Genomic DNA, 22,001 nt, shown 5'->3' with positions numbered 1-22,001 from the left:
CCGTGCCCAGTCTAGGGCCCGCCCGCCGGAGGACCGGGTGCGGGGCCGCTCAGGCCAGGGAGAGGAACATCTTCTCCAGCTCGGCCTTATCCAGGCTCGGGTCCTCCGAGCGCAGGCACTGGTCCAGGCCCGTGGCGATGATGGAGAAGCCGGCCTTGTCGAGGGCGCGGGAGACCGCGGAGAGCTGCGTCACCACGTCCTTGCACTCGCGGCTCTCCTCGAGCATGCGGATGACGGCGCCGAGCTGGCCCTGGGCCCGCTTGAGCCGGTTGATGGTGGGGGTGAGGTCCTGGGGGTCGAGTTGCACGGGGCGCTCCTGGGTGTGGTGGTTGCTCCGACGATTCTATACCCCCTGGGGGATCTTGTATACCTAGGGGGGTATCGTGCATCATGGAGTCACACCCACCGTCACCCCGGAAGGAACTGCCGCATGACCTCGAAAGTCGCCCCCGCCGAGCTGAAGTCCTGGATCGAGTCCGGGGAGGAGGTCGCCGTCCTCGACGTGCGCTCCGCCGCCGAGTTCGCCGCCGAGCACATCGACGGCGCCTACAACGTCCCCGTCGACCTCGTGGCCGACCACGCGCAGGACATCGCCGCGGCCCTCGGCGGCAAGGTCGCCCTGATCTGCCGCTCCGGCGCCCGGGCCACCCGCGCCCAGGACATCCTCTCCTCGGCCGGCACCGAGAACACCTACGTCGTCGACGGCACCGTCGACGACTTCGAGAGGGCCGGCGGCGCGGTCGTCCGCGGCGCCTCGACCTGGGCCATGGACCGTCAGGTCCGCATGGTCGCCGGCTCGCTCGTGCTGGCGAGCGTGGTGGGCGGGCAGCTGGTCTCCCCGAAGCTGCGCGCCGTCGCCGCGGGCGTCGGCGGCGGGCTCGCGTACTCCGCGCTGTCCAACACCTGCGCCATGGCCAACGTGCTCTCGAAGATGCCCTGGAACCAGGGTGCCGAGGATCCCTCCAAGGACGCCGTGCTGGAGCAGCTCGCCGCCCAGTGATCCGCCGGACCCGCGTCAGGCCCCGCCGCCACGCCGTTCGCGTGGCGGCGGGGCCGTCGTCGTCCCCGGGGTTCTCCCGGGCGCCGCCGGGTGGGAGGATGGGGGCATGCTGGTTGCCTTCTCCGTCTCCCCGTCCGGCGGCGAGAACCCGAGCGGTTCCGTCCACGACGCCGTCGCCGCCGCCGTCCGCGTGGTCCGCGAGTCCGGACTGCCGCACGAGACCGACGCCATGTTCACCACGATCGAGGGCGAGTGGGACGAGGTCATGGACGTCGTCAAGCGCGCCACCGAGGCCGTGGGCCGCTACGGGCCCCGGGTCTCGCTCGTGCTCAAGGCCGACATCCGCCCCGGCCACACCGGTGAGCTGCAGGGCAAGGTCGAACGCCTCGAGGCCGCGATCCAGCGGCAGGCGATCGAGTCCTGAGCGCTGCCCCCGCGGCGGTCCGCCTGCGGACCGCAGGACCGTCCGACGCCGGGGCCTGGTCCGCCCTGCACCTGCGCTGCCTCGACGAGACCTACCGTCCGCTCTTCGGGGACGCCTTCGCCGACCGGCAGCAGGCCGCGGCCGAGCGCACCGCCGGCTACGACCTCGCCCTCCTCGCGGACCCGCACGTGCGCACCCTCCTCGCGGTCGACGACGACGGGGCCGCCCTCGGGCTGGTCTCCGCCGGTCCGGCCCCCGCCGCGTGGGAGGGGCGGGCCGGGGTGCCCGCCCCGCTCGTCCCGCTGCAGCTGTTCCAGCTCTACGTGCTGCGGGCCGCCCACGGCACGGGCCTCGGCGCCGCCCTGCAGGAGGCCGCGATCGGCTCCGCGGACGCGTACCTGTGGATCATGGACGGCAACGCCCGCGCCGAGCGCTTCTACGCCAGGCACGGCTTCCGGGCCCTGGCCGAGTCCTTCCCCGCCGGCGGGCCCTGGACCGGGCAGCGCATGCACCGCATGCTGCGGACGGGGACCGCGTGAGCCGGGCGTCCCGCCGCTCGCGCACGGCGCCGGCGCCCGTCGGGCCCACCGGCCCAGCGGCCGGGAGCTACGAGATCTCGACCGGCACCGCCGAGCTCGTCCCGGACGCCTACGCCCCCGGCTCCTGGGTGCTGCACGTCAACGGCGTCCCCTCCTCCCACGTGGACCCGGAGCACCCCGAGCGGCTCGACTTCGAGTACATGCGCTGGATCGCCGCGGTCGTGGACGCCCACCTCGCCGCCCGCCCGGACCCGGAGCGGCTGCGGGTGCTGCACCTCGGCGGCGGCGCCTGCTCGCTCGCCCGCTACCTCGCCCACGCGCACCCGGCGGCGCGGCAGGTCGTCGTCGAGCTCGACGGGCGGCTCGCCGAGCTGGTCCGTGGATGGTTCGACCTCCCGCGCGCCCCCCTGCTGCGGATCCGGGTGGGGGAGGCCCGCGCCGTCACGGAGTCGCTGAGCCCGGCCACCCGGGACGTCGTGGTCCGCGACGTCTTCGCCGGCGCCGTGACCCCCGAGCCGCTCACCACGGTGGAGTTCGCCCGGCACGTGCAGCGCGTCCTGGCCCCCGGCGGGCTGTACGTGCTCAACTGCGGCGACACCCGGGACCTCGCCGGGGCGCGCGCCGAGCTCGCCGCGCTGTCCGAGGTGTTCGAGCACGTCGCCGCCGTGGCGGACCCGGCGATGCTCAAGGGCCGGCGCTACGGCAACATCGTGCTGGCCGCCTCCTCCGCGCCCCTGCCGCTGGAGGGCTCTCCCGGGGCGGCCGCGCTCGGCCGGGAGCTGCTCGGCGGCGCGGTGCCCGCCCAGTACAAGGACGAGGCGTGGGTGCGCTCCTTCGTGGGCGGCACCCCGCCGCGCCACGACCCGGTCGCCGAGGGGGCGCGCGATGGTGCCTGAGCCCGCGACCGAGCAGGACGTGCGCGCCCTCACCCGGCGGCACGGCCTGGACCTGGAACCGGGGACCGTCCGGTTCGAGGAGGCGGGGCTGGACTACCGGGTGGCGTTCGCCGCCGCCTCCGGGACCGGCGAGCAGTGGGTGCTGCGGATCCCGCGCCGCCCCGACGTCGCGGCGAAGGTGGCCGACGAGCGGCGGATCCTGGACTTCGTGCGCCCGCGGCTCCCGGTCGCCGTGCCGGACTGGCGGATCGCGGGGCCGGAGCTCGTCGCCTATCCGCTGCTGCCCGGCCGGCCCGGTCTCACCCTCGACGCCGCGGGGCAGCCGGTCTGGCACTACGACACCGCCTCCCCGGAGTACGCCCGGTCCCTGGCGGAGGTCGTCGCGTCCCTCCACCGCCTCGACCCCGCCGCCGCCGCGGCGGCGGGGATCCCCGCCGAGACCCCCGAGCAGGTGCGCCGGCGGTGGGCGGCCGATCTCGAGCGGGTGCTCGGGGAGTTCGACGTCGCCGCGGAGCTCGCGGCCCGGTGGCGGGCCTGGCTCGACGACGACGGGCTGTGGCCGCGCCGCACCGTCCTCACGCACGGCGAGCTCTATCCCGCCCACCTGCTGCTCGACGACAGCAACCGCATCCTGTCCGTCCTGGACTGGACGACGGCCGGCGTCGGCGACCCGGCCCTGGACCTCATGTACCAGCACCTCATCGCCCCGCCCGAGTCCTTCGCGGCGACCGTCCACGCCTACGAGGAGCTCACCGGCCGCCACGAACCCCGCCTCGCCGACCGCTGCGAGGCGCTCGTGGCCGCGGGACCCCTCAACTACGCCCTCTTCGCCCTGGCCTCCGGGGAACCGGGGCACCGGGAGGCCGCCGCCGCGCAGCTGCTGCCCTGAGACCTCCACGCTCCGCCGCCGGCACGTCCACAGGCCCTGTCTGCGGCCCGTCCGTCCGGCCGGGCTCTGCCGGACGGACTCCGAGCCGTCGTGGCGGCTGGCGTGGAAGCACACCTGTCCCCCGATCGATCACGAACGGAGCACCATGAGCGGCACCGCGCGCAACGACGAGCAGCAGGACCGGACGACGTCCTCGGCGGAGGGGTTCTCCGCGGAGGAGCGTGCCGCCATGAGGGCGCGCGCCGCGGAGGTGCGGGCCGGCTCGCGCGGGGGCCGTGGCGCGAAGAAGGCGGCCGCCGACGAGGCGGCGGTGCTCGCGGCGATCGCCGGGATGGCGCCGCCGGACCGGGAGCTGGCCGAGCGCGTGCACGCCGTCGTCACCGCGGCCGCCCCCGAGCTGGCGCCGAAGCTCTGGTACGGCCAGCCCGCCTGGGCGCGGTCCGGGAAGGTGGTGTGCTTCTTCCGCAGCGGCCACCAGGACAAGGAGCGCTACTCCACGTTCGGCTTCAGCACGGAGGCGCACCTCGACGACGCCGGGGGCCTGTGGCCGACGTCCTACGCCCTGACCGAGCTGAGCGAGGCCGGGGAGGCGGCGATCGGCGAGCTCGTCCGGAGGTCGGTGGGCTGACGGCGCCGACGGCGTGGCGCGCTCGGCCCGCCGGCGCGGAGCGCCGACGCCCCGGGGCTCAGAGGGTGAGCAGGACCTTGGTGGCGCGGCGCTCGTCCATGGCCCGGTAGCCCTCGGCGGCCTGCTCCAGGGGCAGGGTGTGGTCGACGTCCTCGACCCGGACGTCGCCGGGGGTGTACCGGCAGGGCACCTCTCCGGCTCCGGCCGCGCCCTCCCTGGCGGGATGGACAACCGCACCGAGGTCCGCGACTTCCTCGTCTCGCCCCGGGCCAAGCTCACTCCGGCCCAGCCCGGTCTGCCGGCCAGGGGCAACCGCCGGGTGCCGGGGCTGCGGCGCTCCGAGGTGGCGGCCCTGGCCGGGGTGAGCGTGGAGGACTACGCCAAGCTCGAGCGCGGGGCCGTCGCCGGGCCTCGGCCTCGGTGCTGGAGGCGGCCTGGCCACCAACGCCCTGGGGCGCGCCTTCTACGCCCCGCTGCTCGGGGACGGCGGACGCACCCCCAACCTGGCCCGGTTCCCGTTCCTGGATCCGGCCTCCCGGGAGTTCTATCCGGACTGGGAGGTGTTCGCGGGCATGTGCGTGGCGATCATGCGCGCCGAGGCCGGCCGCGACCCGCACGACCGGGGCCTGCAGAACCTGGTCGGGGAGCTGTCCACCCGCAGCGAGACCGTCCGCACCCTGTGGGGGGCTCACGACGTGCGGACCCACGGGAGCAGCACCAAGCGCTTCCGCCACCCGGTGGTGGGGGAGCTGACGCTGGCCTACGAGGAGCTGGCCGTCACCGCCGACCCCGGGCAGGTCCTGATGATCTACACCGCCGAGCCCGGCTCGCCCTCGGCCGAGCGGCTCCGGCTGCTCGGATCCTGGGCGGCCGACCGGCAGGCCGCCGTCCCCGAGCGCTGATCCGGGGCTGCGGCTCGCGCACGGCGCGGCACCGGTGCGAGCCGCTCGCACCGGTGCCGCGCGCGTCCTGGGTCAGTCCTGCATCGCGAGCAGCGCCGTGCTGTCGGCCGCCGTGCCCGCCAGCTGCGGCGCCCACCCGTCGTCGCGCCCCCGTTGGCCGAGGGGTCGCCATCGGCGAGAACATGCCGCGCTGAACGCCGGAACGCGACCCGCCGCGTGTGCTGAGCACCGGAACGCGCCCCGCCGCGTGTGCTGAGCACCGGAACGCGACCCGCCGCGTGTGCTGCGCGGAGGCGTCCCAGCGGCGGAGTTCCGGTGGGCTCGGGGGCTCGGGGATCAGCGGGAGGCGCGCGAGGCCTCGACCGACGCCACGAACTCCCGGGCCAGCTCCACCAGCTCCTGGGTGCGCTCGATCTGCGGCATGTGCCCGGTGTCCGGGAAGACGTGCAGCCGGGCGCCGGGCAGGGCGGCGGCCGCGGCCTCGGCGTGGTGGGCCGGCAGCACGGCGTCGGCCTCGCCCCACACCACGAGCACGGGCAGGCCCGAGGCCCGCACCTTCTCCAGCAGCGCCCTCCGCCAGCCGGGCAGGACGCCGATCACCGGCAGCCCGATGCTCCGGTAGGTGCCCAGGAACGTGGCCCGGAAGTCCGGCTGGGCGCCCACCCGTGCCGCGTGCCGCAGGAGCTCCGGAGTGGCCAGGGCCGGGTCGAAGAAGCAGTTCTGGTTCGACCGCACCGCGGCGGCCCGTGCCAGCGGCCGGAACCGGCGGCCCACCACGGGCAACCGGGACAGCCCCGCCCACACCATGGGCAGGGGGGAGACGTTGGCCTCCCGGCCGAACCCGGCGCTGTTGGCGAGCAGCAGCCCCGCGACCCGCCCGGGGTGCTCGGCGGCCAGGGTCATGGCCACGGCGCCGCCCAGGGAGTTGCCCATGAGGTGCACCGGCCGCTGCTCGCCGAGCGCGTCGAGCACGCCGACCACGGCGCGGGCGAACGTCCCGAGCCCCGGTCGGTTCGGGCCGGCGGGGGTGAGCCCGAAGCCGGGGAGATCCATGCTCAGCACGCAGTGGTCCCGCGCCAGCAGGTCGTGGGCGGCCGACCAGTCCTCGAGGCTCCGGCCGATGCCGTGCAGCAGCACGACCGGCGGCGCCTTCGCGGGCCCGGAGCGGCGGATGCGCACGGGCCGGCCGGCGACCTCCACCGTCGTCGTCGTGGCCTCCGGGGTGTCGGCGGGGGAGTCCGTGGCGGGGACGGGGGTGTGTCGGTCGGTCATGCGTGGGCCTCCTGCGGGCGGGCGCCGCGGCGGGCCGCGGTGCGGGGGATCAGGTCGAGGGTGCGGGAGAGCGGGGTGCGCAGGGTGGTCGCTGAGTCCAGCAGGTAGTTCTGCCGCACCCGCCACGGGTGCCGGTCGCCCTGGCGCGGGAAGGCGCCGATCGCGCGCCGGACGTAGCCGGAGCTGAGGTCCAGCAGCGGCTGCTCGGCCATGCCTCGCGGGGCGCGCGGCACCACGGCCCCGGCGTCGTGGCGCTCCAGGTGCCGCAGCACCCTGCACACCAGCCGGTGGGTGAGGTCCGCGCGCAGGGTCCAGGACGCGTTGGTGTAGCCGATGCACAGCGCGAAGTTCGGCACGCCGGTCAGCATCGCCCCGTTCCACACGAACTGCTCGGAGAGCTCCACCGGCGTCCCGTCCACGGTCAGGACGATCCCGCCGAAGGGGAGCAGTCGCAGACCCGTGGCGGTGACCACGAGGTCGGCCTCGAGGACCCGGCCCCCGGTCAGCCGGACCCCCTCGGGCACGAACGTGTCGATCGTGCCGGTGACGACCTCGGCCCGCCCCCGCTTCAGCGCCTTGAACAGGTCCGCGTCCGGCACCGCGCACAGCCGCTGGTCCCAGGGGTCGTAGGACGGGGTGAAGTGCTCGGCCACGAGCGCCTCGGAGCCGAGGATGCGCGCGGCCCGGGACGTGAAGAACTCCCGCGCCGCGGCCGGGCGGCGGCGGCAGAACTGGTACACGGCCGTGCTGAACAGGATGTTCTTGGCGCGGATGACCCGGTGGGCGAGGCCTGCGGGCAGGAGCCGGCGCAGCGCGTCGGCCCGCCTGTCCCGGCCGGGCACGGCGCTGATCCACGTGGGGGAGCGCTGCAGCATGGTCACGCCCGCGGCGGTCCGTGCCATGGCCGGCACGAGGGTCACGGCGGTGGCGCCGCTGCCGACCACCAGCACGCGCCGGTCCGTCCAGTCCAGGTCCTCGGGCCAGAACTGCGGGTGCACCACCCGGCCGTCGAAGTCCTCCAGGCCGGGCAGTGCGGCGTCGTGGCCGCGGTCGTAGTCGTAGTAGCCGGCGCACGAGTACAGGAACGAGCACGTCATGGTGCGCCGGTGGACGGCGCCGTCCTCGTCCCGCACCTCGAGGCCCAGGCTCCAGCGCTGCTCGGCGCGGGACCAGTCTGCCGAGACCACCCGGGTGCGGAGGCGGAGGTGCCGGTCGATGCCGAACTCCTCCGCCGTCTCGTGGATGTACGCGAGGATCGACGGGCCGTCCGCGAGCGCCTGCGGGTCCCGCCACGGCTTGAAGGAGTAGCCGAGCGTGAACATGTCCGAGTCGGAGCGCACGCCCGGGTAGCGGAACAGGTCCCAGGTCCCGCCGAGGTCGTCCCGGGCCTCCAGCACGGCGTAGGACAGCTCGGGGCGCTCGGTCTGCAGGCGGTAGGCCGCGCCGATGCCGGACAGGCCGGCTCCGACGACGACGACGTCCCGGTGGTCGGTCCCGCCGAGGATCTCGCGGGGCGGCTCGCTGGCGGTGGAAGGTGCTGGCATGCTTCCAGGATCGCCCGGCGCGCCCGCCAAGACTTGACGCTGCGCGACGATTGCTTGACTGTGGGCGACATGACGGTCATCCGGTCCGCGGGTCTGCGCGGCTTCCGCGCCGCGGTCGCGGAGCTCGGCGGGAACGCCGAGGCCCTGGCCGACGCCGCCGGCCTGCCCCGGTCGGCCCTGGACACCGACGACCTCCTGGTCCCCGAGCGGGCCGTCGCGCGGGTGCTCGAGACCGCCGCACGGGAGCTGGCCTGCCCCGACCTGGGGCTGCGGGTCGCCGCCCGGCAGGACCCGGGGGTGCTCGGCCCGCTCGCGCTCGCCGCCCGCCACTCGGAGACGGTGCGCGACGCCCTCGAGTGCACCTCCCGCTACCTCTTCGTCCACGCCCCGTCCCTCGAGCTGGCGCTGGTGCCGGACCCCTACGGGGCCCGCGGGGTGACGGCGGTGCGCTACGGCGGCTCCTCCGCGACCGCCAGGGACCCCGGGCGCGGCAGCCCGCAGGGCACCGACCTGGGCCTGGGCCTGCTGCACCGGGCCCTGAGCTCCCTGGTGGGCGGCCGCTACGGGCTGCGCACGGTCGAGCTGGCCCACCGGCCGGCGGCGCCGCTGCGGGTCTACGAGGAGTTCTTCGGAGCGCCCGTGCGCACCGGCCGCCCCGACGTCCTCCTGCGGATCCCCACCAGCACGCTCGCCCGCCCGCTGCACGGGGACGCCGGGGTCCGGCAGGTGGCGCTCGCCTTCCTCGACACCCAGCTCCCCGGGCCCGGCTCCGCGTGGGCACCACGGGTCCGGGGCGTGCTCGTGCAGCTGCTCGGCACTGCGGCCCCGGAGATCGAGGCCGTGGCCCGGGTGCTGGACCTGCACCCCCGCACCCTGCAGCGCCGGCTCGCCGAGGAGGGCACCACCTTCGGCGCCGTCCTGGACGAGACCCGGCGCAGCGCGGCCCTGCGCTGGCTCACCACCACCGACGTCCCCCTCGGCCAGATCGCCGGGCTCGTGGGGCTCTCGGAGTCCTCGGCGCTCACCCGGTGCGCCCGCCGCTGGTGGGGCGCCCCGCCGCGGGACGTCCGCCGCCGGGCCGTCCCGGCCGGCTGAGGCTGTCGCCGCGCGTCAACTTCCTGTCGCGGAGGGTCAAGCGGTGACCGGTGCCCGCCCGCACACTGGACAGCAGGCCCCGATCCACGACCCCGACCCCAGGAGCAGCCCGTGTCCCCGTCCGCACCCTTCCGCTTCGCCGGCGCCACCGCGGTGCTCACCGGCGCCGCCTCCGGCATCGGCGAGCAGCTGGCCCACGGCCTCGCCGCCCGCGGCACCCACCTGGTGCTCCTCGACCGGGACGCCGCGGGACTCGAGACCGTCGCCGGGGCGATCCGCGCGGGGCACCCGGACCTGCCGGTGCGCACGGTCGTGGCCGACCTCGCCGAGCTGTCCGCGCTGCCGGGCGTGGCCGAGCGGATCCGGGCCGAGCACCCGCGGATCGACCTGCTGGTCAACAACGCGGGGGTGGGCCTGGGCGGGACCTTCGAGCAGGTCTCCGCCGAGGAGTTCGACTGGCTCATGGACATCAACTTCCGGGCGCCGGTGGTGCTCACCCGCGAGCTGCTGCCCGCCCTGCTCGCCGCCCCCGGCAGCCACCTGGTCAACCTCTCCAGCCTGTTCGGCCTCATCGCCCCGCCCGGGCAGGTGGCGTACTCCGCGAGCAAGTACGCCCTGCGCGGGTTCTCCGAGGGCCTGCGCCACGAGCTGGCGGGACGGGTGGGGGTCACCGTGGTGCACCCGGGCGGGGTCCGGACCAGGATCGCCGAGACCGCCCGCACCCCGGCCGGGGTGTCGGAGGAGCGGGCGCGGAAGGATCGGGAGGACTTCGCGGCGCTGCTGAGCTATCCGGCGGAGCGGGCGGCCACCGACATCCTGGGGGCGGTGGAGCGGCGCCGGAACCGGCTGCTCGTGGCGCCCAGCGCCGTGCTGCCGGATCTCGTGGCGCGAGTCCTCCCGGGCTCCTACTGGCCGGTCCTGCGGCACGCGCCCCGGGTCCTGAAGCATGCGCCCCAGGTCCTGCGGCGTCTTCCCGGGCGGCGTCGCCGGGCCTAGGCTGAGCGCATGACCAGCACCCTGTCCGCCGTCGTCGTCGACTGCCGCGACCCCGAGACCCTCGCCCGCTTCTGGTGCGCCGCCCTGGGCTACGTCGTCCACGCGGAGGCCGAGGGGTTCGTGGGCATCGTGCCCGCGGAGGGCAGCGGCCCGCACCTCGACTTCGTGGTCGTCCCCGAGCCCCGGACCGCCAAGAACCGGCTGCACCTCGACCTGCGGGCCGTGGACACCGACCGGGACTCCGAGGTCGCCCGCCTGGAGTCCCTCGGCGCCCGCCGCGTGGACGTGGGGCAGGGGCCCGAGGTGACCTGGGTGGTGCTGGCCGACCCGGAGGGCAACGAGTTCTGCGTGCTCTCCGACCTCGAGGAGGACTGAGCCGGCAGGCTCAGGCGAGCACGCCGTCCACGTAGTACCACCGGCCGTCCTCGCGCCGGAACCGGGAGTTCTCCCGCTGGGCACCCCGAGCCCCGTCCGGGCCGCGCCGGTGCGCGGTGAAGTCCACCCACCCCTCGTCGTCGAAGGGGCCACCGCCCGTCACCCCGTGGACGTCGAGCCGGGTCCAGCGCAGCGCGGCGTCCAGGTCCACGGACCCCGGGCGCGTGCCAGGGTGCCACGTGGCCAGCAGATAGGCCTCGTCCCCGGCGGCGAAGGCGCTGAACCGCGAGCGCATCAGCAGCTCTGCTGTGGGAGCCGGGCGGCCGCCGTGGAAGCGCCCGCAGCACGCGCCGTAGGTCTCCCCGGTGCCGCAGGGGCAGCGGGCGTCGTCGTCGATCACGCCATCCAGCCCTCGACCACGCCCTTGCCGAAGAACACCACGAAGGCCGCCGCCACCACGTACATGAGCGGGTGGACCTCCTTGCCGCGGCCCTGCACGAGGCGGATGAAGACGTAGGTGACGAAGCCCGCGCCGATGCCGTCCGCGATCGAGTAGGTGAACGGCATGACAGCGAACGTCAGGAAGGACGGCACGGACAGGCCCCAGTCGTCCCACTCGATGCGCACGACCTGCTTGGCCATGAGGAAGCCCACCACGACCATAGCCGGGGCCACGGCCTCGAACGGCACCACGTTGACCAGCGGGGTGATGAACATGGCGAGCAGGAACAGCACGCCGGTGACCACGTTGGCCAGGCCGGTGCGGGCGCCGTCGGCGATGCCGGTGGAGGACTCCACGAAGATCTGGTTGGAGGACACGGAGCCCGCGCCGCCGGCGATCGCGCCGGCGGCGTCCACCAGCAGGATCTTGTCCACGTTCTGGATCTGCCCGTTGCGGCCCACGAGCCCGGCCTGCTGGGAGAGACCGACCATCGTGCCCATCGCGTCGAAGAAGATGGAGAGCAGGATCGTGAAGATCAGCAGCGCCGCGGCGAGCGCCCCGAGGCTCCGGAACGCCTCGAGCGGGGCGGCCGAGCCCACGAGGGAGAGGTCCGGCAGCGCCACGAAGGAGGTGGGGGCCGCGGGCACCACGAGCGACCACCCGGTGGGGGCGTCCACCGATGAGCCGGACGGGACGACCGCCTCGAGCACGTGGGCGAGGATCGTGGTGGCGACCACGGCGATCAGGATCGCGCCGCGGACGTTGCGGACGATGAGGGCCACGGTCAGGAGCAGGCCGACCACGAACGTGAGCATGGGCCAGCCCAGCAGCGTCCCGCCGTCGCCGAGCTGCACGGGCACGGTGGTGCCGGCGGCGTCCGGGATGCGGCGCACGAAGCCGGCGTTCACGAAGCCGATCAGGGCGATGAACAGGCCGATGCCCACCACGATGGCGGTCTTCAGGGACGCCGGCACGGCGTTGAACACGGCGGTGCGGAAGCCGGTGAGCACCAGGACGAACATGATCAGGCCCGCCCACACGACCAGTCCCATCACCTGGGGCCACGTGAGCTCCGGGGTGGTCACGATCGTCACGGCGAGGAATGCGTTGACGCCCAGGCCCGTGGCGATCGCGAAGGGGGCGCGGGCCACGACGCCCATGAGGATCGTCAGCACCCCGGCGACGAGCGCCGTCACGGCGGCGACGCGCTCGCCGCCCAGGACGTTGCCGGCGCCGTCCGGGCCGTAGCCGAGGATCAGCGGGTTGAGGACGACGATGTAGCTCATCGCGATGAACGTCGCCACGCCGCCGCGGACCTCGCTCGTCACCGAGGAGCCGCGCTCGCTGATCTTGAAGAAGCGGTCCAGGCCGTTGCGCGGCGGACCGGAGGGAGTCTCGGTGGAGACGGAAGCGGAGGATGCCATGGCGGTCCTTCTGGCACTCGACGGGAGGGAGCACGACTCCACAGGGGACGCTCCCGGGCTGACGGCGGCACCGGCGTGCCACCGGGACGACACTACCTCCCTGCGTCCGGGCGCGCCGGGGCCCGTCCCCGCCGGGACGGGACGCCGCCGGGACGCGGGCCCGGTGTCCTTGCACACGCCGGGCCCCGTGTCCACCCCTGTGTCCCGTCACGACGGTTCATGGCGGTTTGTGACGACCGGCGTGACTGTCCAGCGGGACACGCGAACAATCGAGCGCATGACACAGACGACGCGCGCGCCCCGCGCTGCCCGGAAGCCGAAGCCCGAGGGGCAGTGGAAGGTCGACGGCCGGGATCCCCTGAACCCGAACGAGGTCTTCAAGCAGGCCGACGACGGGCTCAACGTGCGCACCCGGATCGAGGAGGTCTACTCGAAGCACGGCTTCGCCTCGATCGACCCCCAGGACCTGCACGGGCGCTTCCGCTGGTGGGGCCTCTACACCCAGCGCCGGCCGGGCATCGACGGCGGGCGGACGGGCTCGCTGTCCGACGCCGAGATCGAGGACGAGTACTTCATGATGCGCGTCCGGCTCGACGGCGGGGCCCTGACCCGCGAGCAGCTGCGGGTGCTCGGGCAGATCTCCGCGGACTTCGCGCGGGACTCGGCCGACATCACGGACCGGCAGAACATCCAGTACCACTGGATCCGGGTGGAGGACGTCCCCGAGATCTGGCGCCGGCTCGAGGACGCGGGACTGGACACCGTCGAGGCGTGCGGGGACGTGCCACGCGTGATCCTGGGCTCCCCGCTCGCGGGGATCGCCGAGGACGAGATCATCGACCCCACCCCGGTGATCGAGCGGATCAAGTCCACCTGGATCGGCTCCCCGGAGTTCTCCAACCTGCCGCGCAAGTACAAGACCGCGATCACCGGCCACCCGTCCCTGGACGTGGTGCACGAGATCAACGACTGCGCGTTCGTGGGCGTGGTGCACCCCGAGCTCGGCCCCGGCTACGACCTGTGGGTCGGCGGCGCCCTGTCCGTGGTGCCGTTCCTCGGCAAGCGCCTCGGCGCGTTCGTGACCGAGGAGCAGGCCCCCGAGGTGTGGAAGGGCGTCACGAGCATCTTCCGCGACTACGGCTACCGGCGGCTGCGCAACCGCGCCCGGCTGAAGTTCCTGGTCCAGGACTGGGGCCCGGAGAAGTTCCGGCAGGTGCTCCAGGACGAGTACCTCGGCTACGCGCTCGCGGACGGCCCCGCGCCGGAGAAGGCGGCCGGGCCCGGCGACCACATCGGCGTGCACCGGCAGAAGGACGGCCGGTTCTACATCGGCGTGGCCCCGCGCGTGGGCCGCGTCTCCGGGGCGAAGCTGCTGGCCCTCGCCGACGTGATGGCGAAGTACGGCTCCGACCGGCTGCGCACCACCCCGCACCAGAAGCTCGTGCTGCTCGACATCGAGGAGGCCGACGTCGAGAACGCCGTCGCCGACCTCGACGCCCTGGACCTGCAGGCGAGGCCCTCCGCGTTCCGCCGCTCGACCGTGGCGTGCACCGGCATCGAGTACTGCAAGCTCGCGATCGTCGAGACCAAGCAGACCGCATCGGACACCATCGACGAGCTCGAGCGGCGGCTCGACGGCGTGGAGCTGCCCCACCCCATCTCGATGCACGTCAACGGTTGCCCCAACTCGTGCGCCCGCATCCAGACCGCGGACATCGGGCTCAAGGGCCAGCTGCTGCCCACCGAGGACGGCGGGCAGAAGCCCGGCTACCAGGTCCACCTGGGCGGCGGGCTCGCCGCCGACGACCGCGCGGAGGCCGGCCTGGGCCGGACCGTGCGCGGGCTGAAGGTGTTCCAGGACGACCTGGCCGACTACGTGGAGCGGCTGGTCCGGCGCTTCCTGGCCCAGCGCACCGAGGACGAGAGCTTCGCCGAGTGGACCCACCGGGTCGAGGAGAGTGAACTGGCATGACCGGCACCGGAACGGGCACCCGCCCCGCCCTGCGCGACGAGCAGCAGCTGCGCGACCTCGCGGCGGCGGGCGCCGCGGCCCTGCACGCGGAGCTCGACGCCGAGGGCCGGGTCCCGGCCGAGGGGGAGGCCTCCACGGAGGAGGCCATCCGCTGGGTCGCGGAGAACTTCGACCTGCGCAGCGTCACCGTGGCCTGCTCGATGGCCGACGCCGTGCTCCCGGCCCTGGTCGCCGAGCAGCTGCCCGGCGTGGACGTGCTGTTCCTCGAGACCGGCTACCACTTCCCGGAGACCATCGGCACCCGGGACGCCGTGGCGCACATGCTCAACATCACCGTGGTCGACGCCCTCCCGGAGCTGACCGTGGCCGAGCAGGACGAGAAGCACGGCAAGGACCTCTTCGCCCGCGACCCCGGCCTGTGCTGCGCGATCCGCAAGGTGGCCCCGCTCAAGAAGTCCCTGGAGGGCTACGAGGTGTGGTTCACCGGCGTGCGCCGGGACGAGTCCTGGACCCGCACCAACGCCCCGATGGTGACCTTCGATGAGACCCACAAGCTCGTCAAGGTCAACCCCATGGTGCGCTGGACCCTCGACGACCTCGTCGAGTGGTCGCAGGACCATGGCGTGCCGACGAACCCGCTGATGGCGGAGGGCTACCTCTCCATCGGCTGCGCCCCCTGCACGCGGCCCACCGCCCCGGGCGAGGACCCGCGCGCGGGCCGCTGGGCCGGTCAGGACAAGATCGAGTGCGGTATCCACCTGTGAGCGCACCCACCACGACGGAGGCGAACGTGACCATCCCCACCACCGCCCCGGCCCCCGCGGAGGCCGGCGTGCACAGCAGCCTCGACGCGCTCGAGGCCGAGTCCATCCACATCCTGCGCGAGGTCGTGGCGGAGTTCGATCGCCCGGCCATGCTGTTCTCCGGCGGCAAGGACTCGGTGGTCATGCTGCACCTGGCCGCCAAGGCCTTCTGGCCCGGGCGGATCCCGTTCCCCGTGCTGCACGTGGACACGGGCCACAACTTCCCGGAGGTGCTGCAGTTCCGGGACCGTACCGTGCAGCGGCTCGGCCTGCGGCTGGTCGTGGCGAGCGTGCAGGACTACCTCGACGACGGCCGGCTGCTCGAGCGCGCCGACGGCACCCGCAACCCGCTGCAGACCCTCCCGCTGCTGGACGCCATCGCGGAGCACCGGTTCGACGCCGTGTTCGGCGGCGGCCGCCGCGACGAGGACAAGGCCCGCGCGAAGGAGCGGATCCTGTCCCTGCGCGACGAGTTCGGCCAGTGGGACCCGCGCAACCAGCGCCCCGAGCTGTGGAACCTCTACAACGGCCGGCACACCCCCGGCCAGCACGTGCGGGCGTTCCCCATCAGCAACTGGACCGAGCTGGACATCTGGCGCTACATCGAGCGCGAGAACATCGAGCTGCCGCCCATCTACTACGCCCATGAGCGGGACGTCTTCCGCCGGGACGGGATGTGGATGGCCGTGGGCGAGTTCTCGGCGCCGGCCGCGGCCGAGGCCGTGGAGCGGCAGACCGTGCGCTACCGCACCGTGGGGGACATGTCCTGCACCGGCGCCGTGCTCTCCGGGGCGCGCACCGTGGCCGACGTGGTGGCCGAGGTCGCCGTGTCCACGCTCACCGAGCGCGGGGCCACCCGCGCGGACGACAGGATCTCCGAGGCCGCCATGGAGGACCGCAAGAAGGACGGGTACTTCTAGACATGACTTCCCCCAGCACCGTGACCGGGCACGCCCCCGCGGCCGAGCACGTCCCCACGATCGATCCCGGCTCGCTGTTCCGGTTCGCGACCGCCGGCTCCGTCGACGACGGCAAGTCCACCCTGGTGGGCCGGCTGCTGCACGACGCCAAGGCGATCCTCGCCGACCAGCTCGAGGCCGTGGGCCGGACCTCCGCCGAGCGCGGCTTCGGCGGCGGCACGGGCCGGCTCGACCTCGCCCTGCTCACCGACGGCCTGCGCGCCGAGCGGGAGCAGGGGATCACGATCGACGTGGCCTACCGCTACTTCGCCACGGACCGCCGCTCCTTCATCCTCGCGGACTGCCCCGGCCACGTGCAGTACACGAAGAACACGGTCACGGGCGCCTCGACGGCCGACGCCGTCGTGCTCCTGGTGGACGCCCGGCACGGCGTGGTCGAGCAGACCCGGCGGCACCTGGCCGTCGTGTCCCTGCTGCGCGTGCCGCACGTGGTGGTCGCCGTGAACAAGATCGACCTCGTCGACTACGACCAGGAGGTCTTCGACCGGGTCGCGGCGGACGCCACGGGCATCGCCGCCCGGCTGGGGGTCGAGGACGTGCACGTGGTGCCCGTCTCCGCCCTCGAGGGCGACAACGTGGTGGAGCCCTCCGCGCGGACCCCCTGGTACTCCGGGCGGCCGCTGCTGCGGGTGCTCGAGGAGCTGCCCACGGTGGACGAGTCCGGCCGCGGCACCGCCCGCCCCTTCCGCTTCCCCGTCCAGTACGTCATCCGCCCGCAGGGCGGCACGGCGCCGGGCGCGGACGCCGAGCGGCTGCGGGACTACCGCGGCTACGCGGGCCAGATCGCCTCGGGCACCGTGGCGGTCGGGGACGAGGTCGTGGTCCTGCCCGCGGGCCGGCGCACCACGGTCACCGGGATCGACGTGGCGGGCACCGCGCCCGCCCCCGGAGCGCCCCTGCCCGGCGAGCAGCTCACGGAGGCCGCGGCGCCGCTGTCCGTGACGCTGCGGCTGGCCGACGACATCGACATCGCCCGCGGCGACCTCGTCGCGAGCGCCGACGACGAGCTGCCGGAGCCCGTCCGGGACCTCGTCGCCTCGGTGGCCTGGCTCGGCGAGCGGCCCCTGCAGCCCCGCGCCCGCGTGCTCGTCAAGCACGGCGCCGCCACGGTCCAGGCCATGGTCCTCGAGCTCGAGGGACGTCTGGACCTCGAGGAGCTGGTGTTGCGGGACGCCGGCACCCTCGAGCTCAACGACATCGGGCGGGTCCGGCTGCGGCTGGCCTCCCCGCTGCCCGTCGACCCCTACGACCGGCTGCGGCGCACCGGCGCCTTCCTGGTCGTCGACCCGGCCACGGGCAACACGCTCGCCGCCGGGCTCGTGCGGGAAGCCTGAGGTGGGCGGGCAGCAGCCGCCGGCCCTCGTCACGGTGACGGCCGGCAGCGGCGGGCGTCCCGCCGCGTCCCGCCGCCCCGGCTGGCCGCTGGTGCTGACCGCGCTCGTGCTCCTGACCGCCCTCACGGCGGCCGCCACGTGGCTGCGCGCCGACGGGACCCTCGAGGCGTGGGAACAGGCCTCGGCGGAGACCTCCGACGCCGCCGAGCTGCGGCTGGGCTACTTCGGCAACCTCACCCACGGGCCCGCCCTGGTGGGGCTCGAGGAGGACCTGTTCGCCAGGGAGCTGGGCGGGACCGCGCTGTCCACCCAGGTCTTCGGCAGCGGGCCCACCGCCGTGGAGGCCATGAACGCCGGGACCCTGGACGCCGCGTTCGTGGGTCCGAGCCCGGCCATCAACTCCTACGCGCAGTCCGGCGGGGAGTCCCTCGTGATCGTGGCGGGCGCGGCCTCCGGCGGCGCCCAGTTCGTGGTGACCGGCGACGTCGCGGACGAGGGCGACCTCGCGGGGACCACCTTGGCGACCCCCGAGTTCGGGGGCACGCAGGACGTGGCCCTGCGCACCTGGCTCGCCGGGCAGGGCTACGGGGTCGACGGCGACGGGGAGCGCTCCGTCGCGATCACCCCCATGCCCAACGGGCAGGCGCTGCAGATGCTGCGGCAGGGCCAGATCGACGGCGGCTGGCTGCCCCAGCCCTGGGCCACCCGCGCCGTCCAGGAGGAGGGCGCCCGCGTCCTCGTGGACGAGCGGGACCTCTGGGCCGACGGCCGGTTCCCCACCACGGTGCTCGTGGTCCGCCAGGACTACCTCGCGCGGCACCCGCAGACCGTCGAGCGCCTCGTCCGCGGTCTGGAGCGGTCCGTGGACTGGCTCGACGCCCACGAGGACGACCCCGTGACGGTGGCCGGCACCCTCAACGCCGGGCTCGTGGAGGCCGGCACCGAAGCCCTGCCGCAGGCCACCCTGATCGACGCGCTCGGCGCGCTCGAGTGGACGGTCGACCCGCTCACCGGGACCTACCCCGCGCTGCTCGCCGACGGCGTCGCGGCCGGCACCACCCAGGACGCCCCGCTCGAGGGGATCGTGGACGAGCGGTTCCTGGAGCAGGCCCGCCCGTCCGCGCCGGCGGGGGAGGAGGCACCGTGACCGCGATCCGGCTCGACGGGCTGAGCAAGAGCTTCGGCCCCGCGGACGGTCCTGTCCTGGAGGACGTGGACCTGGAGGTGGAGCGCGGTCAGTTCGTGGCGCTGCTCGGCGCCTCCGGCTGCGGCAAGTCCACGCTGCTCAACATCGTGGCGGGACTCGAGGAGCCCACCGGCGGCTCCGTGACCGTCCCGGCCGAGGGTGCGGCCCTGATGTTCCAGGACGCCGCCCTCTTCCCGTGGCTGAGCGCCCGCCGCAACGTGGAGCTCGCTCTCGAGCTGCGCGGCATGCCGCGGGCCGAGCGCCCCGAGCGGGCGCGCGAGCTGCTCGAGCTCGTCCGGCTCGGCCACGCCGCGGACAAGCGCCCGCACGAGCTTTCCGGCGGGATGCGCCAGCGCGTGGCCCTGGCCCGGGCGCTCGCCCAGGATCGGGAGGTGCTGCTCATGGACGAGCCGTTCTCCGCGCTGGACGCCATCACCCGGGACCTGCTGCACGAGGAGCTGCTGCGGATCTGGCGCGCAACCGGCCGCACGATCGTGTTCATCACGCACAACGTCGGCGAGGCCGTGCGCCTGGGCCAGCGGGTGCTGCTCATGTCCTCCCGGCCGGGACGGATCGTCCAGGAGTGGGACACCCGCCCCTGGAAGGACCCCGACGCCTACGGCTTCGAGGGCAACGCCCAGTCCCTCGACGACACCCTCGGAGAACTGACCCGCACGATCACCGCACGACTCCGGGAGGAGATCAGCCGCCATGCCGCCTGAGACCGCCGCACCCTCCGTCCCGGCCCGGCCCGCCGTGGCGCGCCCCGCCGCAGCGCCCCCGCCGGCCCCGTCCGGCGCCCGCCCGAGCCCCGCCGGGGACGAGCTCGCCGGGCTCGACGCCCTGCAGACCGAGCGCACCCGCCGCACGTCAGGGGCTGAGGTGCTGCGCACCAAGGTGGCCCCGCCGCTGGTGGCCCTGCTGTTCGCCCTGCTGCTGTGGCAGCTGCTCGTCGCCGTCTTCGGGCCCCGCCCGGACGTGGTGCCGGGCCCGCTCGACGTCGCCCGCCAGGTCGCCGTGCTGCTCTCCGACGGCACGGTGCTGGGCGCGCTGGGCACCAGCCTGTGGCGCGGGATCAGCGGGTTCCTGATCGCGGTGGCCGTCGCCACCCCGCTGGGCCTGCTGGTGGCCCAGTGGCAGGGGCTGCGCAACGCCGTCGGCCCGCTCATCTCCGGGCTGCAGGTGCTGCCCTCCGTAGCGTGGGTGCCCGCCGCGATCATCTGGTTCGGCCTGTCCGACGCCACCGTGTACTTCGTGGTGCTCATGGGCGCGGTCCCCTCTATCGTCAACGGCATGCTCGCGGGCGTGGACCAGATCCCGCCACAGCTGCGCCGCGCCGGGCACGTGCTCGGGGCGTCGGGCTGGACGATGGCGAGCCGGATCGTGCTGCCCGCGGCCCTGCCCGGCTACGTCGCCGGCCTCAAGCAGGGCTGGGCGTTCTCGTGGCGCTCGCTCATGGGCGCCGAGCTCATCGCGATCGGCGGCTCCATCGGCTTCGGCCTCGGCTCCCTGCTCGCCCAGGGCAGGACCGTGTCGAACATGGCCGTGGTGATGGTCGCGGTGCTCGCGATCCTCGCCGTGGGCATCCTCGTGGAGCTGCTGTTCTTCAACCCCGTGGAACGGCGCCTGCTGCGCGGGCGAGGGCTGCTCGGCCACCGCTCGTGAGCCTCCGCACCCAGGAGATTCTGCGCCGGATTCACTACCCTTGTACCCGGTCTACGATGCGCGCGGCGGACGCCGTGCGCGCAATCGAAAGGAAGCCACGTGGCTGACACCACCACCCGCCCCCTGCGCGTCGCCATCATCGGCGCCGGTCCGGCCGGCATCTACGCCGCGGACATGCTCACCAAGTCCGAGCCCGTGAAGAACGGGGAGCTCGAGGTCAGCATCGACCTGTTCGACCGCTACCCGACCCCGTTCGGTCTCATCCGCTACGGCGTGGCCCCCGACCACCCCCGGATCAAGGGCATCATCACCGCGCTGCGCGCCATCCTGGGGCGCGGCGACATCCGCTTCTTCGGCAACGTGGAGTTCGGCCGGGACCTGACCCTCGCCGACTTCGGCGCCCACTACGACGCCGTGATCTTCGCCACCGGAGCCGTCTACGACGCCCCGCTGAACATCCCCGGCAACGACCTCCAGGGCGTGCACGGGGCCGCCGAGTTCGTGGCCTGGTACGACGGCCACCCGGACTTCCCGCGCACCTGGCCGCTCGAGGCCCGCGAGATCGCGGTCATCGGCAACGGCAACGTGGCCCTCGACGTCGCCCGCGTGCTGTCCAAGCACGCCGACGACATGCTCCTCACCGAGATCCCCGGCAACGTCTACCAGGGGCTCAAGGCGTCCCCGGTCACGGACGTGCACATCTTCGGCCGCCGCGGTCCCGCCCAGGTGAAGTTCACCCCCCTCGAGCTCCGCGAGCTCGCCAAGTCCCGGGACGTCGACATCGTCGTCTACGACGAGGACTTCCAGTACGACGAGGGCTCCGAGCTGACGATCGCCGAGAACAACCAGGTCAAGGTCATGGTCAAGACGCTCGAGAAGTGGCGGGCCGACGACTCCCCGAAGACCGCCTCCCGCCGGCTGCACCTGCACTTCCTGCAGAGCCCCCGCGAGGTGCTGGGGGAGGACGGCCGGGTCACGGGGCTGCGCATGGAGCGGACGCGCCTCAACGGCGACGGCTCCGTGTCCGGGACCGGCGAGCACATCGACTACCCGGTGCAGGCCGTCTACCACGCGGTGGGCTACCTCGGCTCCCGCCTGCCCGAGCTGCCGTTCGACGACGGCCGCGGCGTGATCCCCAACGCCGAGGGCCGCGTGCTGGCCGAGGACGGGACCGTGCTGCACGGCCTCTACGCGACCGGGTGGATCAAGCGCGGTCCGGTCGGGCTGATCGGCGCCACCAAGTCCGACGCCCTCGAGACGGTCACCCACCTCCTGGAGGACCGCGCCGTGCTGCCGGGCGCCACCCGCCCGGACCCCGGGTCCGTCAACGACGTGCTGGAGGCCCGCGGCGTCGAGTACACCACCTGGGAGGGGTGGCTGGCCCTCGACGAGTACGAGCAGGGCCTCGGCCAGTCCTCGCACGACGCCGAGGGCAACCCGCGCGAGCGCGTCAAGGTGGTCGAGCGCGAGGAGATGGTCAGCGTCTCCCGCGAGGGCGTGGCGGAGCCGGTCTCCTCGCCCGTCTGAGCCACCGCACCGCCGTGCCGAGCCGCGAGGGGCCGCGTCCTGCCGGGCGCGGCCCCTCGCGTTGCCGGGCCCCTCGCGCCGCCGGGCCCGAGGACCCCGGGCGCCGGA

Annotated in this window: 23 protein-coding genes and 1 pseudogene; 18 read left to right on the top strand and 6 right to left on the bottom strand. The window is 74.4% G+C overall.

Features of this window, described 5'->3' with window-relative positions:
* Positions 1–49: 49 nt before the first annotated feature.
* On the bottom strand, positions 50–307 hold the full coding sequence (locus tag RF647_RS12735) for a metal-sensitive transcriptional regulator (RefSeq protein WP_017832999.1): 258 nt from the start codon (positions 305–307) through the stop codon (positions 50–52).
* Between the two features lie 123 nt (positions 308–430).
* Between RF647_RS12735 and RF647_RS12730 the strand changes: the two genes are divergently transcribed.
* From RF647_RS12730 to RF647_RS12705, 6 genes are all read left to right on the top strand, one after another.
* The gene (locus tag RF647_RS12730) at positions 431–1,000 is read left to right on the top strand and encodes a rhodanese-like domain-containing protein (RefSeq protein ID WP_368812022.1); all 570 of its coding nucleotides are present in this window, start codon (positions 431–433) and stop codon (positions 998–1,000) included.
* 106 nt (positions 1,001–1,106) lie between these two features.
* Positions 1,107–1,424, top strand: a complete 318-nt coding sequence (locus RF647_RS12725) for a thiamine-binding protein (protein WP_017833001.1) — start codon at positions 1,107–1,109, stop codon at positions 1,422–1,424.
* A complete protein-coding gene (locus tag RF647_RS12720; RefSeq protein WP_081994313.1) occupies positions 1,421–1,963 on the top strand; it encodes a GNAT family N-acetyltransferase in 543 nt (180 codons plus the stop codon). Before RF647_RS12725 ends, RF647_RS12720 begins: the two co-directional genes overlap by 4 nt.
* Complete coding sequence (locus RF647_RS12715) at positions 1,960–2,859, top strand: spermidine synthase (protein ID WP_368812021.1); 900 nt, start codon at positions 1,960–1,962, stop codon at positions 2,857–2,859. Before RF647_RS12720 ends, RF647_RS12715 begins: the two co-directional genes overlap by 4 nt.
* A complete protein-coding gene (locus tag RF647_RS12710) occupies positions 2,849–3,748 on the top strand; it encodes a macrolide 2'-phosphotransferase (protein ID WP_368812020.1) in 900 nt (299 codons plus the stop codon). Before RF647_RS12715 ends, RF647_RS12710 begins: the two co-directional genes overlap by 11 nt.
* Before the next feature lie 145 nt (positions 3,749–3,893).
* Complete coding sequence (locus RF647_RS12705) at positions 3,894–4,376, top strand: DUF1801 domain-containing protein (protein WP_368812019.1); 483 nt, start codon at positions 3,894–3,896, stop codon at positions 4,374–4,376.
* A 58-nt stretch (positions 4,377–4,434) separates the two neighbouring features.
* Here the strand turns inward: RF647_RS12705 and RF647_RS12700 are convergent, their stop codons facing one another.
* The gene (locus RF647_RS12700) at positions 4,435–4,566 is read right to left on the bottom strand and encodes a hypothetical protein (protein WP_368812149.1); all 132 of its coding nucleotides are present in this window, start codon (positions 4,564–4,566) and stop codon (positions 4,435–4,437) included.
* Positions 4,567–4,599: 33 nt separating this feature from the next.
* On the opposite strand from RF647_RS12700, the pseudogene RF647_RS12695 reads away from it, so the two are divergent.
* Positions 4,600–5,278 (top strand): annotated as a pseudogene (locus RF647_RS12695) (transcriptional regulator).
* Positions 5,279–5,614: 336 nt separating this feature from the next.
* Here RF647_RS12695 and RF647_RS12690 read toward each other — a convergent pair.
* Together RF647_RS12690 and RF647_RS12685 are read right to left on the bottom strand one after the other, a co-directional pair.
* Positions 5,615–6,550 (bottom strand): alpha/beta fold hydrolase, encoded by a 936-nt coding sequence (locus RF647_RS12690; protein ID WP_368812018.1) that lies wholly within the window; start codon positions 6,548–6,550, stop codon positions 5,615–5,617.
* Complete coding sequence (locus RF647_RS12685; RefSeq protein WP_368812017.1) at positions 6,547–8,094, bottom strand: flavin-containing monooxygenase; 1,548 nt, start codon at positions 8,092–8,094, stop codon at positions 6,547–6,549. Before RF647_RS12685 ends, RF647_RS12690 begins: the two co-directional genes overlap by 4 nt.
* Positions 8,095–8,163: 69 nt before the next feature.
* Here RF647_RS12685 and RF647_RS12680 point away from each other — a divergent pair, with 69 nt between their 5' ends.
* The 3 genes from RF647_RS12680 to RF647_RS12670 all read left to right on the top strand — a co-directional run bounded on the left by RF647_RS12680 (position 8,164) and on the right by RF647_RS12670 (position 10,560).
* Positions 8,164–9,189, top strand: a complete 1,026-nt coding sequence (locus RF647_RS12680; RefSeq protein WP_368812016.1) for an AraC family transcriptional regulator — start codon at positions 8,164–8,166, stop codon at positions 9,187–9,189.
* A gap of 111 nt (positions 9,190–9,300) precedes the next feature.
* Entirely contained in the window at positions 9,301–10,185 is an 885-nt protein-coding gene (locus RF647_RS12675) for an SDR family NAD(P)-dependent oxidoreductase (protein WP_368812015.1), read from the top strand.
* Between the two features lie 9 nt (positions 10,186–10,194).
* Positions 10,195–10,560, top strand: a complete 366-nt coding sequence (locus RF647_RS12670) for a VOC family protein (RefSeq protein ID WP_109243008.1) — start codon at positions 10,195–10,197, stop codon at positions 10,558–10,560.
* 10 nt (positions 10,561–10,570) lie between these two features.
* On the opposite strand, the gene RF647_RS12665 is transcribed toward RF647_RS12670, so the two are convergent.
* A complete protein-coding gene (locus RF647_RS12665) occupies positions 10,571–10,960 on the bottom strand; it encodes a YchJ family protein (RefSeq protein ID WP_368812014.1) in 390 nt (129 codons plus the stop codon).
* A complete protein-coding gene (locus RF647_RS12660; protein WP_368812013.1) occupies positions 10,957–12,426 on the bottom strand; it encodes an NCS2 family permease in 1,470 nt (489 codons plus the stop codon). The genes RF647_RS12665 and RF647_RS12660 overlap by 4 nt, the downstream gene beginning before the upstream one ends.
* Before the next feature lie 277 nt (positions 12,427–12,703).
* Here RF647_RS12660 and RF647_RS12655 point away from each other — a divergent pair, with 277 nt between their 5' ends.
* The 8 genes from RF647_RS12655 to RF647_RS12620 all read left to right on the top strand — a co-directional run bounded on the left by RF647_RS12655 (position 12,704) and on the right by RF647_RS12620 (position 21,893).
* Positions 12,704–14,398 (top strand): nitrite/sulfite reductase, encoded by a 1,695-nt coding sequence (locus RF647_RS12655; protein ID WP_368812012.1) that lies wholly within the window; start codon positions 12,704–12,706, stop codon positions 14,396–14,398.
* Positions 14,395–15,162: a phosphoadenylyl-sulfate reductase gene (locus tag RF647_RS12650; RefSeq protein ID WP_368812011.1), complete on the top strand. Its 768-nt coding sequence runs from the start codon at positions 14,395–14,397 to the stop codon at positions 15,160–15,162. Before RF647_RS12655 ends, RF647_RS12650 begins: the two co-directional genes overlap by 4 nt.
* 26 nt (positions 15,163–15,188) lie before the next feature.
* Positions 15,189–16,121, top strand: coding sequence for a sulfate adenylyltransferase subunit CysD (gene cysD / locus RF647_RS12645; RefSeq protein ID WP_368812145.1), 933 nt, complete (start codon positions 15,189–15,191; stop codon positions 16,119–16,121).
* Between the two features lie 2 nt (positions 16,122–16,123).
* Positions 16,124–17,515: a sulfate adenylyltransferase subunit 1 gene (locus RF647_RS12640; RefSeq protein WP_368812010.1), complete on the top strand. Its 1,392-nt coding sequence runs from the start codon at positions 16,124–16,126 to the stop codon at positions 17,513–17,515.
* Position 17,516: 1 nt separating this feature from the next.
* Positions 17,517–18,662, top strand: a complete 1,146-nt coding sequence (locus RF647_RS12635) for an ABC transporter substrate-binding protein (protein WP_368812009.1) — start codon at positions 17,517–17,519, stop codon at positions 18,660–18,662.
* Between the two features lie 5 nt (positions 18,663–18,667).
* A complete protein-coding gene (locus tag RF647_RS12630) occupies positions 18,668–19,423 on the top strand; it encodes an ABC transporter ATP-binding protein (protein ID WP_368812144.1) in 756 nt (251 codons plus the stop codon).
* On the top strand, positions 19,413–20,366 hold the full coding sequence (locus tag RF647_RS12625) for an ABC transporter permease (RefSeq protein WP_368812008.1): 954 nt from the start codon (positions 19,413–19,415) through the stop codon (positions 20,364–20,366). The genes RF647_RS12630 and RF647_RS12625 overlap by 11 nt, the downstream gene beginning before the upstream one ends.
* Positions 20,367–20,465: 99 nt before the next feature.
* Positions 20,466–21,893: an FAD-dependent oxidoreductase gene (locus RF647_RS12620; RefSeq protein ID WP_368812007.1), complete on the top strand. Its 1,428-nt coding sequence runs from the start codon at positions 20,466–20,468 to the stop codon at positions 21,891–21,893.
* Positions 21,894–22,001 lie beyond the last annotated feature (108 nt).

Origin of the sequence: Kocuria sp. CPCC 205263, from assembly GCF_040981075.1 — a bacterium.
Lineage (GTDB): Bacteria > Actinomycetota > Actinomycetes > Actinomycetales > Micrococcaceae > Kocuria > Kocuria rosea.
The sequence above is the reverse complement of the archived record's forward strand: the minus strand, read 5'-3'. Positions and strand labels throughout refer to the sequence as shown.

What these genes read in the sequence shown, in the direction of transcription:
- RF647_RS12730 (WP_368812022.1), top strand. Translation starts at nt 431, where the DNA reads ATGACCTCGAAAGTCGCCCCCGCCGAGCTGAAGTCCTGGATCGAGTCC.
- RF647_RS12725 (WP_017833001.1), top strand. Translation starts at nt 1,107, where the DNA reads ATGCTGGTTGCCTTCTCCGTCTCCCCGTCCGGCGGCGAGAACCCGAGC.
- RF647_RS12710 (WP_368812020.1), top strand. Translation starts at nt 2,849, where the DNA reads ATGGTGCCTGAGCCCGCGACCGAGCAGGACGTGCGCGCCCTCACCCGG.
- RF647_RS12705 (WP_368812019.1), top strand. Translation starts at nt 3,894, where the DNA reads ATGAGCGGCACCGCGCGCAACGACGAGCAGCAGGACCGGACGACGTCC.
- RF647_RS12690 (WP_368812018.1), bottom strand. Translation starts at nt 6,550, where the DNA reads ATGACCGACCGACACACCCCCGTCCCCGCCACGGACTCCCCCGCCGAC.
- RF647_RS12685 (WP_368812017.1), bottom strand. Translation starts at nt 8,094, where the DNA reads ATGCCAGCACCTTCCACCGCCAGCGAGCCGCCCCGCGAGATCCTCGGC.
- RF647_RS12680 (WP_368812016.1), top strand. Translation starts at nt 8,164, where the DNA reads ATGACGGTCATCCGGTCCGCGGGTCTGCGCGGCTTCCGCGCCGCGGTC.
- RF647_RS12670 (WP_109243008.1), top strand. Translation starts at nt 10,195, where the DNA reads ATGACCAGCACCCTGTCCGCCGTCGTCGTCGACTGCCGCGACCCCGAG.
- RF647_RS12660 (WP_368812013.1), bottom strand. Translation starts at nt 12,426, where the DNA reads ATGGCATCCTCCGCTTCCGTCTCCACCGAGACTCCCTCCGGTCCGCCG.
- RF647_RS12655 (WP_368812012.1), top strand. Translation starts at nt 12,704, where the DNA reads ATGACACAGACGACGCGCGCGCCCCGCGCTGCCCGGAAGCCGAAGCCC.
- RF647_RS12650 (WP_368812011.1), top strand. Translation starts at nt 14,395, where the DNA reads ATGACCGGCACCGGAACGGGCACCCGCCCCGCCCTGCGCGACGAGCAG.
- RF647_RS12640 (WP_368812010.1), top strand. Translation starts at nt 16,124, where the DNA reads ATGACTTCCCCCAGCACCGTGACCGGGCACGCCCCCGCGGCCGAGCAC.
- RF647_RS12625 (WP_368812008.1), top strand. Translation starts at nt 19,413, where the DNA reads ATGCCGCCTGAGACCGCCGCACCCTCCGTCCCGGCCCGGCCCGCCGTG.